A 15,129-nucleotide genomic window follows, 5' to 3' on the forward strand; every position below is an offset into this window, starting at 1 on the left:
TGCGTTATAGAATATATTATTTCCATAAAATCTGGTTGTTGTTACTGCATTACTAAAAAATGCAAAACTGTTATTTGCTAACGTTGCAACGCCCGTACCCCTATATAAACAGAATTGAAAAAGAAATTATTAGTTCCTGAACTTTCGAAAATACCATTTATTTGTAAACCATTAGTTATAGAGGTTCCTGCAGCTGTATAACCCAAACGGATCATATTGTTATTATAGTTTGAATTTCCGCCAGACACATAAATACCATTTAAAGTAGCCGTTGTTCCTGTTCCAGTAATATTAAATGAATGAAGGAAGTTGTTGCTAATTGTAACAGTTGCGGTTGTAGTGGAAACCGTGATCCCATTTATCCAACAGTTTGCAGCAGGAGAGGTATTGCTCAATGAGTGGATTTGGTTTCCTGTAACAAGGGTATTTGCAGCAGCTGAAGATATATAGATACCATGAATAGAAGCAGTAGTTGCTGTTCCTGTTGATTGGTTATTGGTTGTTAAATTAGAAATAAGATTATTCTTGATAATATCCGTGGAAGTTTGAACATAAATCCCAATAACAGTATTCCCATTTAAACTTGCCAGTGTGGAGTTATTGATTGTTTTAAGTTCACCACCGACACCTCCAATGATATTGTTTTCAATCGTCAATGTATTTCCTGAATTATTCCCAGCTCGCATCCCTACAATTCCGCAGGCAGCAGTTCCAGGATTTGTATAGGTAAGGGAACCTATCAAATTATTTTTAAAATCTGTAGCAGCAGCAATAGATACACTGCTGTAAATGCCATACATTTCCGATGTTGAAGTCGTCGTTGAGTTGACGCTGATGGTTTTAGATCCATCCACACTTCCAACAATGTTATTATTACATTCTTTAACCCAACCACTTGCAATTTGGATACCTATAAAGGACGCAATGGTCGTTGTGGTACTTAAGATACCGGTTAAGCTGATGTTTTGAATGATGTTATTATTAATTATTGTTGGCTCAGTAGTACCTAATGATGATGAATAAATACCAACCATCCGGGATGAAGTTGATACTCCAACAAGACTATACTGACCGGAACCAGTAGCATTTGCAAATCCAATAATATTTCCGGTAACAATACATCCAACAATGTTGGCACTAGCCAATTGAATTCCGGCATGAATTGTACCTGTAGTGACCTGTGTTTTTGTGGTGGTTTGATATAATTTGTTATTTGTGATTGTCCAGTTTGTTGAACCGGTTGTAATGTATAAACCTGCAGATTGTGTAGAAACTCCAAAATAGTCGTAAATCTCACAGTTGGTAACTGTATTGTTGCTGTTGTATTGCGCAACCGTTGTTGTGGTACCATTGCTGTAAACTCCTTTGGTAAATGGGTTACCTGCGCTTGGACCGATTTTACAATTTGAAATTAAATTATTATCATTTCCGGTGGTTGTAGAACCTGCACCAAAATAAAAATTACCTCCATTGTTTCCAACTGACATCGTTCCAGCACCATTTACTGTACATCTGACAAATGTGTTATTTGTTGCATCTGCTTGCAATCCGATTGTGGATGTACCTGTAACTGCTGAAATCGTTGAATTTTCTATAGTTAAAGAATTTCCTCCAGCATTCAAACCATCAAAGGTTACATTATCAGCACCATTTAAATCAATCAATGGCAATCCACCTGTTGCAGCACCAGAAATTATTCGAGCAGCGCCACCAATCGGTACGATTAAAATGGAGGCATAATTTGCAGAACCCGCACCACTCGCATTAAGAATTGCACCTGTAACCGGTTCTGTTGTATTTCCAGAAATTCCAATGGTTATAGTTCCAGTATGCGTACCTGCATTTATGGCTGTAAAAGCATTTGCCAGATTGGTATAACTGGCCATCATGGTACCTCCAGAAGAATTGACATCAACCTGAGCTGTGGATTGTAAATAGGATCCCAGGGATATAAAGAGGATACAAATGAATTTAATAGTAAATCCAATAGGACTACGTCTTTTCATGAGATTTGAGTTAGGTTCTATATATAAATACCATTAGACCGGCTTCGACAGTCTAATCGAGCAAAAATAATATGGCTTGTTCAGGATTACAGCATTAAATGAATTATTTTCATATAAAATTTTTAACTTTTTATATAAGTCTCATTGTCTTTTATTTATATATATCATTATACTTTAATCTCAACAGTATATATTGCATTTTTAGTTAGGTATTTGTGGATATGTTTTCAAAATTTGATGTAAAAGCAGCTTACAGATGAAATTTCAAAGCTCATATTAAGCTTTTTGATGCATCAAATTCGAGCTTTTAAGATGGAATTTATATAACTTAAAATCAAGGATTTACATATTAAAGCTGTTAATAAAAATTACCAATTATATATAAATTATTTCATTAATATGTTCTTAAGTATCATTTATAAAAAGCTTAACGGCTGCTTAAAAATTATAAAAATGTTGAATAGATTCTGAAGTAAAATAAAATTAACTGTTGTATTAATGGTAGTAGATTATATTTGAGAAACTCTTCTTGTTTTATATGTTGCAAATGCGTTTGTGTTTTTGTCTTTTAGTGTTAAGTGCTAAGATTTTTGCTGAAATTCCCTATCCTGACAGCTTTCTAAATCAATCGTTTAGTTACAGAGTTCAATGCATGAAGGATTTTGAACATCCTTTTAATCAGTTAGATTCAACATCAAAAAAAGCCTGTCTTCAACAACTACTTCAATGGGCAGAAGATAGCAAGGATTCAAATCTGAAATTTTTCTTTCGTTGGTCAAGTCTCAAAATACTGTTTTGGATAGAAAGACAAAATCCCAGCATTATAATGGAATTGGAATCCCTCATCAATGAATCCGGCATGTGTAAAGATTATTTTATTCAGGCTGAAGCACGCCAATTATTGGGGTATTTCTATTGGGATCGCAAAGATTTTAGTCTGGCTATCGAACAATTTGCCCAAGCTTATGCATTGTATTCTGAATTTGATCTGGATGAATTTCCGAATAAAGCCGAATACACCTTTGACTATGGAACCAAGCATCAATACTTTGGGGATTATCAAACGGCCAAAATATTTTATTTGCAAATGTGGAATTCGACTCCACAAGATCAAATGGATAATATTATTTCGAAAACCAATACGATTGCCTATTGCTATCGCAGTTTAAATCAATATGATTCGGCACTTTATTATTTTCATTTAGCAGAAGAATTTGCAATCAAACAAAAATCAGATGTATGGATTGGAATTATCAGTGGCAATATTGCCAATATTTATTACATCCAAAAGAAATATGATTTAGCAATTCCCCTGGCAGAACGCAACATTGAATTAAGTACCCGAAATAGAGAGCTGGTTGATTTAGCCATGGCAAAGTCTATGTTGAGTGACATCCGTCGTATTCAAAATAATCCCAAAGCTGCTATGCAACTTTCTTTATAAGCTTATGATATCATTTCTAAAAAAGGCTTTCTGAAGAATTATTATGTAATGAAAAATATTTACAGAAATCTCTCAAGTGCCTATGCAGCAAATGGCAATTTAAAAGCTGCTTACCTGTATTTAGATTCAGCATCCATGGCTAAAGATAGCTTTGCCGTTCAACGCAATCAGTTAGCAATCAGCGGAGCAAAATATCGTGTCGAAGTTCAAAAACACATCAGCGAAATTGAACAAAAAGAATATGAACTCCTACAACAAAAGAAAATCAGAAATGGCTGGATTGCTGGGGCCGTTTTGATGATATTGATTTCTGTAATTGCGGTACGTCAAAAAATTAAAGTTTCGCAAGAGAAAAAACGCAGCGACGAGTTGTTATTAAATATTTTACCGGAAGAAACTGCCGAAGAACTAAAAAGCAAAGGATTTGCAGAAGCCAAAAGTTATGATGAAGTCACTGCCATGTTTACGGATTTTAAAAACTTTACAATTGCCAGTGAGCAACTTACTGCTCACAATCTGGTAAAAGAAATCAACTATTTCTACAGTGCATTTGATAAAATAGTTTCTAAATACAATATTGAAAAAATTAAAACCATCGGTGACAGCTACATGTGCGCCGGTGGCTTACCGGTTGCAAATAAAACCAATGCCGATGATGTCATTCAGGCAGCCATAGAGATCCAGGATTTCATGCATAAACACAAACTGGAACGAGAAGCACAAAATCTACCCTATTTTCAATTGCGTATCGGAATTCATACCGGTCCGGTGGTTGCAGGAATCGTTGGCATTATAAAATTTGCCTACGACATTTGGGGCGATACAGTAAATGTTGCTGCAGCAATGGAGCGTCAGGGTGTTGAAGGAAAAATTAATATCTCCGGATCGACCTACGAAATTATCAAACACAAATACCATTGCACCTACCGGGGAAAAATCCCGGCAAAAAACAAAGGAGAAATTGATATGTATTTTGTGGAAGGAGTGAAGGAAGAGGACTGAAGGGCTGGAGGGCTGAAGCGCTGGAGGGCTGTTAGACTAATAGACTGATAGACTATTAGACTATTAGGCTATTAGACTGTTAGCCTAAGGGCTATGGACTGTTAGACTGCTAGACTGTTAGGGAAGGAGGCTGATGGCATTTGAATTTTTTACAATTGATTATTTTATTAAACCCAACTTTAGGAATTGAAACATTGCAGAATTGCAGGATTACAGCATTAAAGTATTGACTCTTTACAAATTCCTCTCTATCTTGTAAACCAATGCAGAAAATCATTATTCCAATCGTCATATTTTGTTTGACGCTGTTCAACATTGGGTTGGCTCAAATTTTACCAACGCTTCCAAATACAGCTTCAATAGAAGCTTGTTTTCCAGATACCGTCGGTTATAAGCGAATTACCGTTGGGCCCTCAGGTAGAAATTATTCAGACCTTCAAAAAGCCTTGGATGCTGCTCAGCCTGGCACTGTTATTATACTGGATGCAGGAATCGTTTATACCGGTGGATTTGTATTGCCAGTAAAACCGGCTAGTACGCGTTGGATTGTGCTTATGGGCTCGAAGATGGATTTACTGCCAGCGCAAGGGACACGGATTGAACCAACTGCTATGACAAGCGATCCCAAGTTTACAGAACAACGATTGGCTATGCCTTCAATTGTAACTACCAATCTGTCTGGAATCCCTTGTTTTAGTACAGAACCAGGAGCTCATCATTATCGACTGGTTGGATTGGAAATCAGTGCACATGCTTCGGTACTAAACAGTTACGGTTTAATCAATTTTGGCAATTCTGGCACATCTCAAAATCAGGTTTGGCAAATTCCCAATCAGATGGTATTGGATCGTTGTTATGTACACGGCCACAGCCAGGCCACCATTATGAAATACGGCATTCGATTGGATTGCACAAATGGTGCTGTATTGGATTGCCATATTTCTGATTTTCACAGCATCGGTTTTGATGCGCAAGCGATTTCAGGTATCAACGGACCGGGGCCTTTTAAAATCATCAACAACTATCTGGAAGCATCCGGTGAAAATATATTATTTGGAGGTGGTGCAGCTTCCATTCCCGGACTGGTACCCTCAGATATTGAAGTTTTACAAAATCATTTTAACAAACCAAAAAGTTGGTGGACCAAAGACCCGAGCTATGCCGGCAAACACTGGACTGTAAAAAATCTCTTCGAACTTAAAACCGGAACGCGCGTTTTGTTGGAAGGTAATTTAATGGAATATTGTTGGGCCGACTTACCTATTGGTCAAAGTGGTTATGCCATACTATTGACAATTCGCACTGAAAATGGAGCTTCCCCACAAGCGAATGTCAGTGATATTACCATACGAAATAATTATATCCGGCATACGGGAGCAGGAATTTCAATTTCTGGTAGTGATGATGGCAATGGAATCCGAAGCAAACGCATTTTGATTCAAAACAATGTGTTGGAAGATATTAATGGTCCTTTGTATGGAGATCAAAATACAGCTGGACCCAATGATGGGACTGCATTTCATTTGGGCGAACCTGAAAATCTAAATATCGATCACAACAGTATTTTTCAAACTGGTCCTATTACCTGGGCTTATAAAAAGATGACTGGATTTCGGTTTACCAACAACATCGTAAACTCTTCCATTTCCAGTGGTGGCTATCAAGGAATTTATGGGCCTGGAGTAAAACAAGGCGATGCAACATTTGCTATGTACTTTCCGGATGTGACCGATGCAAATAAGCAATTTCATAAAAATGTATTGATCGCTGGAGATGCAAGCAAATACACTAATTTTAAAACCATTAGCCAGAATTATTTTCCTTCAAAATATTCAGATGTCGCCTTTGTTGATTTTAGCAATGGGCCAAAAAATATTTTGAATTATAAATTAAAAAGCAACAGTGCTTACTCAAAAAACAGCAGCGATGGAAAAGACATTGGCGCTGATCTGGACGAATTGATTCGCAGCCTGAATCAAAAAGGGATTGTCCTACCCTGCCGGTGTATGTATCAAACTCAAATCAACTTTATAAAATTCAAATATATCCAAATCCATTTACGGATCAATTGCAAATTACAACATCAAATAATGTAATTAAAAAAGTCTATTTATTAAATGCAGTTGGACAAATTATTATTAATAGGGAAACATCCTTAGAAAATTTAGAACTTGATTGTGCTTCCATTCCTCCTGGAATATATGAAATGCAAATACTTCAAGGAAAAGCGATACGTTCGACACGAATTATTAAATTTTAAATCTCTCATCCTAAAATGCATATCCCCTTTGGCTACAGCGGGGACGCCTTCAGCAACTACTTGTTACAGACAGTTTTTTAAATTAATTCATTGCAAGATTTTGCATTGAAGAATTGCAGCATTTAACCATTGGAAAATTTCTTCCAGGCTTAAGCCTAGTGTATTTCTTTTCTAGTAATAATTTTTTTGATTCCTCTTCGATTGAAATTTGGACGTAGGTCCAACCTACGCACCGCTATTAGTAACTAGTTGTTACATACATATTTTTAAATTGAATTATTCCAACATTGCAGCATTGCAGGATTGCAGCATTTTCTTCAACAAATCCCCTTTAGCTTCGGCGGGGACGCCTTCAGCAACTACTTGTTACAGACAGATTTTTAAATTAATTCATTGCAAGATTGCAGCATTGTAGGATTGTAACATTGCAGGATTGCAGAATTATTCCTCACTTACAGACTATAGACTATAGACTATAGACTTCCTTACTACAATTGGTATTTATACAATTCCGCAATCGTTTCATAGAAATCCCGTTCAGTTTGTAAATAATTAGTCAAAGATTGTGTGTAATGATTTAACTCAGTAAAATATTGAATGGTGTTAAGTTCTCCTAAATCAAATGCTTTTGTCAACAAGGCGGTATTATTTAAAGAAGAGAAAACTGCTTGATACTCCTGCAAACTAATTTTAAGGTTGGTATATTTTTCATAGATGTGTTTGATGTGATAGTAATGTTCATTTTTATGAGCATCTAATTCCAAATCACTTAGAAGCAATTGAGCTTGTTTATGCTTTACTGTGTTTTTATTTTCCCAAAGGGGCAATGATATTCCTGTATGAATGCCATGATAGCTTTGACCGAGAATACCTTGATAATGATATCCAAGTTCGATTTTAGGCAATCGCATTGCTTTACTCAATTCCAATTGCTTTTGATGAATGACTCGTTGTTGTTGTAATATTTTAAGAACCGGTTCGACCCGTTCATAATCAGATTCCAATTGTGCAAATTCAGGAATGGTTGGTAACATTGGATAAATGGTATCTTTTACTGTAATTTCAATTCCCCCGTTCAATTCAATTAATTTTTGGTTTAGTTGATTGATGGCCGAACGATTTTCCTGAGCTTGCTTCTTGATGTCAATTAATTGCAGTTTGGCTTTGTTGACATCCAAAATGGTTCCATCCCCTTTTTCCATTTTAGTTTGAAAATCTGCAAGAATTTTTTCTGTGCGCTGTTTTTGTATATTGAGTTGTGCTTGCAGTTTGTTGCGATAAATTAGTTGAATACAATATTTTTTAGCCTCCAATAAAACATCCTGCCGCAAGGCTGTAACTTGAAAAACAGTTTGAGCAATTTGCTCACTCGCAAGTTGGGATTTTTTAATATAGCTCGTTGGAAAATCAACTTGTTGCTTAATTAAAAAATCATGCTGATTACCAGCATTTGCCGGACTGCCAGAAAGATAATCGTATTCAACAAAAGGATTTGAAGGCGTATTGCCCGTTTTAAATTGAATTTTTGCAGCTTCATAGTATTGCTTCGTAGCTTGAATTGTTTTATTGTTCATCCCGATTTGAACAAGCACCTGATCCATGCTAGATTGTGCATGGATATCAATCAAAAAAGCAATTGAAATTAATTTTACAAAAATGATTCTCATTTAGAAGCTGTTTTATTGTTAGACATAAAATAAACCATGGGCACAATAAATATATTCAGCACCGTGCTGGTTAGCAATCCACCCAGGATCACTTTTGCCATAGGGCTTTGAATTTCGTTACCGGGTAAATCCCCAGCTATTGCAAGTGGAACGAGTGCGAGCCCGGCAGTAAGTGCTGTCATCAATATAGGACTGAGTCGATCCGTAGAGCCTTTAATGATGGTGTCATATAAATTCATTCCTTCTTCGCGCAAATTTTTATAATGTGATACAAGTAGGATTCCATTTCGTGTGGCTACACCAAACAAGGTAATGAAACCAATAATACTCGGAATACTCATAATACCGCTTGTAAACCAGATGCTAAATACGCCCCCGATCAAGGCCAATGGAAGATTTAATAAAATAATGCCGGCTACTTTTACATCTTTAAATTCCTGATACAGTAATAAAAAAATAATCAGCAAAGAAAGCAAGGAGGTAATGATCAAAGTTTTTGATGCTTCGGCTTCCGCCTGAAATTGTCCACCGTATTCAATATGATAACCTTCGGGTAATTTTAATTTGTTGTTTAATGTTTTCTGAATTTCGGCTACTGTGCTTTTCTGGTCGCGACCTGCTACATTCGCTGAAACAACTGTTTTGCGTTGCACGTGTTCGCGATTGATGGTGTTGGGTCCACTGGTGCTGACAATATCTGCAATGTAGTGTAGTGGAATTCTGCGATGGTGTGATTGGTATTGAGAATTGACTGGCTGTGATTCGCTGGTGCCCATTTCATCATTGCTACTTACGCCAACATCATTCAAAGTGTTTCGAATATTTTCTAAACTACCCTGATTGGCATCATCAAAGCGCAAAATCAAATCAAATGTTTTGTTGCCTTCGTATATTTCTGATACTTTTTCACCTGCAAAAGCTACATCAATGAATTGGTTGAATTCACCCATAGTGATTCCGTAATGATTGAGCATGTCTCGCTTTGCTTTAATTTGCAATTGTGGAATGTCAATTTGTTGTTCGACGCTTACATCAACCAAACCTTCAATAGGCTGAATAAAGCTTTTAACTTGTTTAGAAAGACTGAACAGGGTATTTAAATCCGAACCAAAAATTTTAATGGCGATGTTGGCACGCGTACCTGAAAGCATGTGATCAATGCGATGACCGATCGGTTGTCCGATGGTAATGTTTACACCTGAGACCGTAGCCAACTTTTCTCTAACTTCAGTCATAAATGCTTCCCGGCTGCGATTGCCTAAAGTAAATGGAGCTTCTATCTCCGATGAGTTAACCCCTTGTGCGTGTTCGTCTAATTCTGCTCTTCCTGTTCGCCGAGTGGTGATTTTAATTTCAGGAATACTGAGCAATGCTTTTTCAACCTGCGTTCCAAGTTTATTGCTTTCGGTTAATGAAATTCCAGGTAAACTCACAGCGCTGATTACCAACGAACCTTCGTTAAACTCTGGCAAAAACTCCTCCCTAATTGGGATAATATAAACAACGAAACAAAAAACAAAGCTGCAGAAATACCAATTACTGTTTTCTTCCACTTCATGATATGTTCAAGTTGTTTTGTGTAGGCTGTTTGCAATTTTGTTACCAACCAACTTTCCTTATGTTGTTTTTGCAACATACTTACATCTGTTAAAAGATAAGATCCCAAGACTGGAGTAAGGGTAATTGAAACAATGAGTGAAGCAAATAGGGAAACGATGAATGCAATGCCGAGCGGTGCCAATAATTTACCTTCCATACCAGACAAAAAGAATAGCGGAACAAAGGCCACGATTATAATAAATGTGGCATTGATAATGGACGTTCTGATCTCAACCGATGCATCAAAAATTACTTGAAGTTTGTCTTTGCGCTCCTCCATAGGTTTCAGGGCATTTTGTTTGAGTCGCTTAAACACATTTTCAACATCAATGATGGCATCATCTACCAATGCACCAATTGCGATCGCCATTCCACCTAAACTCATGGTATTGATAGTATATCCCAACCAATGCAAACTCAGTATAGCAGCTATTAGTGAGATCGGAATTGCAAGCAATGAAATCAAGCTTGCACGCCAATTCATCAGAAATAAAAAAAGGATCAGGATGACAAAAATGCTGCCTTCCAACAAGGTTTTATTTATGTTGCTGATCGATGCATTTATAAAATCTGCCTGTCTAAATATATGTGTGTTGATATGAATATCCGCTGGAAGATTGTTTTGCAATTCAGTCACCGCATCATCAATCTTTTGAGTGAGCTCGAGGGTGTTGGTGGCGGGTTGTTTGGAAATGGATAATACAATAGCCGGTTGCATGTTTGAAGATGCATCTCCAATTTTAGGTGCTGCACCAATTTTTATTTCAGCTACATCTTCAATGCGAATCACGTTTCCATTAGACGATTTTATAACCGATTTTCCCAACTCACTTAAATCATTCGTTCTGCCAATTCCTCTTACGATGTATTCATTCCCAAATTCATTTAAAAAGCCTCCTGCAGAATTTCCATTAGCTTGTTCTGAGGCGGTTAATAATTCATTTAATGAGACATTGTAATAAGTCATTTTCTGTGGAGATGCCAAAATCTGGTACTGTTTGTATTCTCCTCCCATCACAACAACTTGTGCAACGCCTCCGGTTGACAACAATCTCGGACGAATCGTCCAATCTGCCAATGTGCGAAGTTTCATCAATGACGTGGTATCTGAAGTAAGAGATATAAACATAACTTCTCCCATAATGGAACTTTGTGGCGCCATCACCGGATTGCCCACTCCTGCAGGAAGCTTTTCTGCAAAAGCAGATATTTTTTCGTTTACGATTTGTCTAGCATTGAAAATATCTGTATTCCATTCAAATTCAACCCATACAATGGAGATCCCGGCAGATGACGAACTTCGAACTCTGCGCACATGGCTTGCTCCATTTACAGACGTTTCTATAGGAAAACTTACCAATTTTTCAACTTCTTCAGGTGCCATGCCGTGTGCTTCAGTTAATACGACTACGGTTGGTGCCGTGAGATCCGGAAACACATCGACTTCCATTCGCATAGCCACATAGCTACCAAAAGCAATTAACAAAACCGATGCCACCACAACGAGCAATCGGTTGTGAAGAGAAAAGTGTATAATTCTATTTAACATGATAGTTGGTAGTTGATGGTTGATAGTTGTTAGTTGATAGTTGTTAGTTGATTGTTGCTAGTTGTTAGTTGATAGTTGTTAGTTGATTGTTGTTAGTTGATTGTTGCTAGTTGCTAGTTGTTAGTTGATAGTTGATTGTTGTTAGTTGATTGTCAAATTTCTTAATGGAATCTCTAAAAACTCCTTAGACGAGGCTTGCGATTTTTTTAAACGCTGATTTTACTACCGTAAATGAAGTGTTTAAAAAAATTGCGTAACGAAGTATAAGGGGTTTTTAGAGGTTCCATTAATTGATCAATGTTCATGTCCATGTGCGGGAAGCGTCCCCGAAGCCGTTGACAATTTAATTTGGTAAGCCCCTTTGGTGACTACCCGTTCTCCAACTGTAACTCCTGATAATAATTGGACTACCAGTCCGTCTGATGCACCAATCGTTACTTCCCGTTTTTGAAATCGCTCGCCTCCGGTTTGCACATAAACAAAATAGCTTCCTTGCTCTTCTATCAATGCAGTTCGTGGAATGACCAATGCATTTGGGATGGGGCTTGATTTGAGATATACTTCTGCAATTGATCCTGGAATTAAATTTCCAGCATTTTCAATTTCAAATGCTATGGGTATGAATGGAGAATTTGCAGTTGCGCTTTTGCCATATGAAATCAATTTTCCTTTTAGCTGTTGTGTATTAAAAACGGTTTCACTTTCTGTTGTTTTAAAATTTGCTGAGCTAATGCTGGCCAAGAGGTGAAAATATTTCTGAGAAACATTTGCCTGTAAAATTAATTTCCTGTTTTTAGAAATGCTTGCCAATGGAGTTCCTGCTTCAACAAATTGCCCCTCTGTTACAAATATATTTTTAATAAAACCCTGGCTGCCCGCAAATACGCTTTGTCCTTTTGCAGAATAATTTTTTGCATGCGAATTAAAAACGATCCGTGCATTTTCAAAATCCAATGTTGCTTGTTGAAAATCTTTTTGAGAAACAATTTTATCTTTAACCAATTCTGCTGCACGCTCAAAATTTGCTTTCGTTTTTTCGTAATTAAGCTTAGCTTCTTTGTAATGTGAATCAATATTTCCATCAGTTAAATTTCCACCTGAGATTATAAAAAGTGAGGTTCCGGCACTCACATTCGAACCAAGAATGGTATGGCTTCCTGAAAATAAAACGATGCCTTTGGCTTTTGCTACAACAAGTTGTTCATCTCCCGGGGCAGGCAGAATTTGTCCGCTGGTTTTGATCATGCTGTTGAAGGTCGTTTTAGTCAGGACCTGATTTGCAAATTCTACATTCCAGGCTTGCTCTTTGAGGTAGCTGATATCATTTGCATCAGCTTCTTCAGAAGCTGCGTCCATAGCTAACTGTTCATTTTCGTAAACCGGAACCGAGTCAATAATTATTTGATTGGTAAAGTCTTTTGAAACCATGTCAAAAATTAAGGTACCGGTACCTGCAACTGTTGGCTGCAAGGACAAACGATAGATCCCCGGTTGGGTGGGTTCTGTAATTGTTTGTTTAATTCCTTTGCCACCAACCAGTAAACTTACTGTGACCGTTCCTTCTGACAGTGGAAGAAACTTTTCCCCAAGCAAGGTAAGATGTGTTGCAAAATTTGAAGTCACTCCAAGAATCAATGGTTTAAATTCAACAAACAACTCCAGCTTCTCAGAATAGATCGTGTAAGCAAGTGGTTGTGACCCGTGTTCGTGTTCGTGCACTTCGGATTTGTGTGTACAAGCGCCTAGCAAAACAAGGCCTGTTAAGATTGCTAAAAAGTAGTTAGCCATAGCAGAAATTTATATTTATGCAGTTAATGTTTGTGTGGATGATCATGAACTTCATGATTATGATTTCGGGTGCTGTCTCCTTTTACACTTAAAGTATCTTGAGAAACAGAAAATTCTTGTTGATTTGGTTTTTCATCGTGTTCATGATTTTCATGCGTCGAGCCATCTGCATGCTGGTGTGTACTAACAGGAGTTGTTTGTCCGCTGTTTTGATTGTTTGAACAGCTTATAAATAATAACACTGAAGCTAAAAAGCTATTAAATATTGTTTTCATTAATAAATGATTTAATTTGAATAAAATAAAATCTCCCCATTTGCAAACAATTAGCGCAAAGGGTTTGTCCTTCAATTAAGAATTTGATTAGGAAAAAAGTGCAGGTGGACCACGCAGTCCGGAAGGCAGGCATTGAAGCGAAGAAACCAACCGAGTAGCCTCAGGAGGCTTTTGTATTGAACCTGGAATTCGAAAAAGATTTATCCAATTCAATTCTGGCAACAAGGCAGGCATTGATTGCTGCTGTTTAGAAAATGAACTTCCTATGGAATGATTTGCAGAGAATGCAAGTCCATCAGCCGAATGCATCAGATGTGAAAGCCAGTGACTTAATCCATGTTCCGTTTGATCCTGTTCGGAATGGTGGTGAGCCAGTAATTCTTCGAGGCTGTTGTGGTGATGATGTGGAATGAGGTCATGGCCAATGAGAATCACATTGGCAAGTGCAAGAAAGAAAATAGCCAGCCTCTTTTTAAACATCCTGGCAAATATAATGAAAAATGAGGGGAATTTATTGTATTTATTGCTAAAGCGGCGATTATCCAATTAAATTTCTATAAACAATTTACCTTTGGATGAATGAGAGTTATAATTCTACTTTTGTTATTTGTAATTATTATTTTAATAATTTACACTAATCAATTAAAGGATGGAATTAGGGAAGCCGAGAAAATTATTGGAATCAATAATCTTAAGTATAAACTAGAGTTAATTGACTACCATTATAATAGCCTTTATAATACTTCTTTTGGCTATTTTCTTATTAAAGATAAATCTATAATTACTCAATTTGGTTCTGATTGTGATTCTATTAAATACAAAGTCAAACTTGATTTCTTAAAAACACCAATTAAAAGTGAAAAAGCATATAGATTTATATTCAATTTAAATCTCTCTGATAGTTCATATAATGAAAACTATTATATTAGAAAATCCAATAATTTATTTCATTATGCACTTCTGGGGAATGAAATACTTTACACAAGTAGATTGACTGAAGTAGGAAACTAATTGGTAGTCTTTAAAAGTTTTCCAAGCATTATTGGACGTTTGACTTCAAATATAATAATATTTACCATTTGCAATTTTGAGTAAGTATATGTCTACCCAAAAACATAAGATAGAAAAGATCTAAAAAGTAAAATATTTGGGAAAATATAAAAATACAATATCCATATTTGAATTTTTAATTCTTAGAATCCTAGCGTTGATCTAATGCGATTAGGTTTAACATGATATCCAAATAAAAAAGGAGCTATAAAATTAATTTCATAACTCCTTCATTTTTATGTCGGGGCGACAAGATTTGAACTTGCGACCCCACGCCCCCCAGACGTGTGCGCTACCAGGCTGCGCTACGCCCCGAACTCTTTTACGGAGTTTATCCTGCTCTAGCAGGACCCCGAATCAATTCAAATACAAGGGTGTGGATTTGATGGGCAAAAGTAATTGATATTCAGGTTTTATCAAGCGATCTGCTTCGTCCCATTATAAAAAAATAAAGCCTCCTAGTTGATTGAACTGGAGGCTTTTAGCTTA

At 36.7% G+C, this 15,129-nt stretch carries 10 protein-coding genes, 1 tRNA gene and 1 pseudogene; 5 read left to right on the top strand and 7 right to left on the bottom strand.

Annotated elements, in window-relative coordinates:
• Positions 1-77: 77 nt before the first annotated feature.
• Entirely contained in the window at positions 78-2,006 is a 1,929-nt protein-coding gene (locus IPK91_05160; GenBank protein MBK8296664.1) for a hypothetical protein, read from the bottom strand.
• A gap of 547 nt (positions 2,007-2,553) precedes the next feature.
• Between IPK91_05160 and IPK91_05165 the strand changes: the two genes are divergently transcribed.
• From IPK91_05165 to IPK91_05180, 4 genes are all read left to right on the top strand, one after another.
• Positions 2,554-3,450 (top strand): tetratricopeptide repeat protein, encoded by an 897-nt coding sequence (locus IPK91_05165; protein ID MBK8296665.1) that lies wholly within the window; start codon positions 2,554-2,556, stop codon positions 3,448-3,450.
• A 48-nt stretch (positions 3,451-3,498) separates the two neighbouring features.
• The gene (locus IPK91_05170; GenBank protein ID MBK8296666.1) at positions 3,499-4,452 is read left to right on the top strand and encodes an adenylate/guanylate cyclase domain-containing protein; all 954 of its coding nucleotides are present in this window, start codon (positions 3,499-3,501) and stop codon (positions 4,450-4,452) included.
• Positions 4,453-4,715: 263 nt separating this feature from the next.
• Positions 4,716-6,548: a hypothetical protein gene (locus IPK91_05175; GenBank protein MBK8296667.1), complete on the top strand. Its 1,833-nt coding sequence runs from the start codon at positions 4,716-4,718 to the stop codon at positions 6,546-6,548.
• Positions 6,521-6,712, top strand: a complete 192-nt coding sequence (locus IPK91_05180; GenBank protein MBK8296668.1) for a T9SS type A sorting domain-containing protein — start codon at positions 6,521-6,523, stop codon at positions 6,710-6,712. The genes IPK91_05175 and IPK91_05180 overlap by 28 nt, the downstream gene beginning before the upstream one ends.
• Positions 6,713-7,200: 488 nt before the next feature.
• Here the strand turns inward: IPK91_05180 and IPK91_05185 are convergent, their stop codons facing one another.
• The 5 genes and pseudogenes from IPK91_05185 to IPK91_05205 form a co-directional block, all read right to left on the bottom strand.
• Entirely contained in the window at positions 7,201-8,379 is a 1,179-nt protein-coding gene (locus IPK91_05185; protein ID MBK8296669.1) for a TolC family protein, read from the bottom strand.
• Positions 8,376-11,527 (bottom strand): annotated as a pseudogene (locus IPK91_05190) (efflux RND transporter permease subunit). The gene IPK91_05185 and the pseudogene IPK91_05190 overlap by 4 nt, the downstream one beginning before the upstream one ends.
• Before the next feature lie 294 nt (positions 11,528-11,821).
• Positions 11,822-13,315 (bottom strand): efflux RND transporter periplasmic adaptor subunit, encoded by a 1,494-nt coding sequence (locus IPK91_05195; protein ID MBK8296670.1) that lies wholly within the window; start codon positions 13,313-13,315, stop codon positions 11,822-11,824.
• 23 nt (positions 13,316-13,338) lie between these two features.
• The gene (locus IPK91_05200; GenBank protein ID MBK8296671.1) at positions 13,339-13,590 is read right to left on the bottom strand and encodes a hypothetical protein; all 252 of its coding nucleotides are present in this window, start codon (positions 13,588-13,590) and stop codon (positions 13,339-13,341) included.
• 87 nt (positions 13,591-13,677) lie between these two features.
• Positions 13,678-14,070 carry a hypothetical protein gene (locus IPK91_05205; GenBank protein ID MBK8296672.1) on the bottom strand — a complete coding sequence of 131 codons (393 nt, stop codon included), beginning with the start codon at positions 14,068-14,070 and terminating at the stop codon, positions 13,678-13,680.
• A 120-nt stretch (positions 14,071-14,190) separates the two neighbouring features.
• Here IPK91_05205 and IPK91_05210 point away from each other — a divergent pair, with 120 nt between their 5' ends.
• Positions 14,191-14,601 carry a hypothetical protein gene (locus IPK91_05210; protein ID MBK8296673.1) on the top strand — a complete coding sequence of 137 codons (411 nt, stop codon included), beginning with the start codon at positions 14,191-14,193 and terminating at the stop codon, positions 14,599-14,601.
• A gap of 280 nt (positions 14,602-14,881) precedes the next feature.
• On the opposite strand, the gene IPK91_05215 is transcribed toward IPK91_05210, so the two are convergent.
• Positions 14,882-14,955: transfer RNA gene (locus IPK91_05215), tRNA-Pro, on the bottom strand.
• Positions 14,956-15,129: the final 174 nt, after the last annotated feature.

Source organism: Saprospiraceae bacterium (assembly GCA_016712145.1).
Classification (GTDB): domain Bacteria; phylum Bacteroidota; class Bacteroidia; order Chitinophagales; family Saprospiraceae; genus Vicinibacter.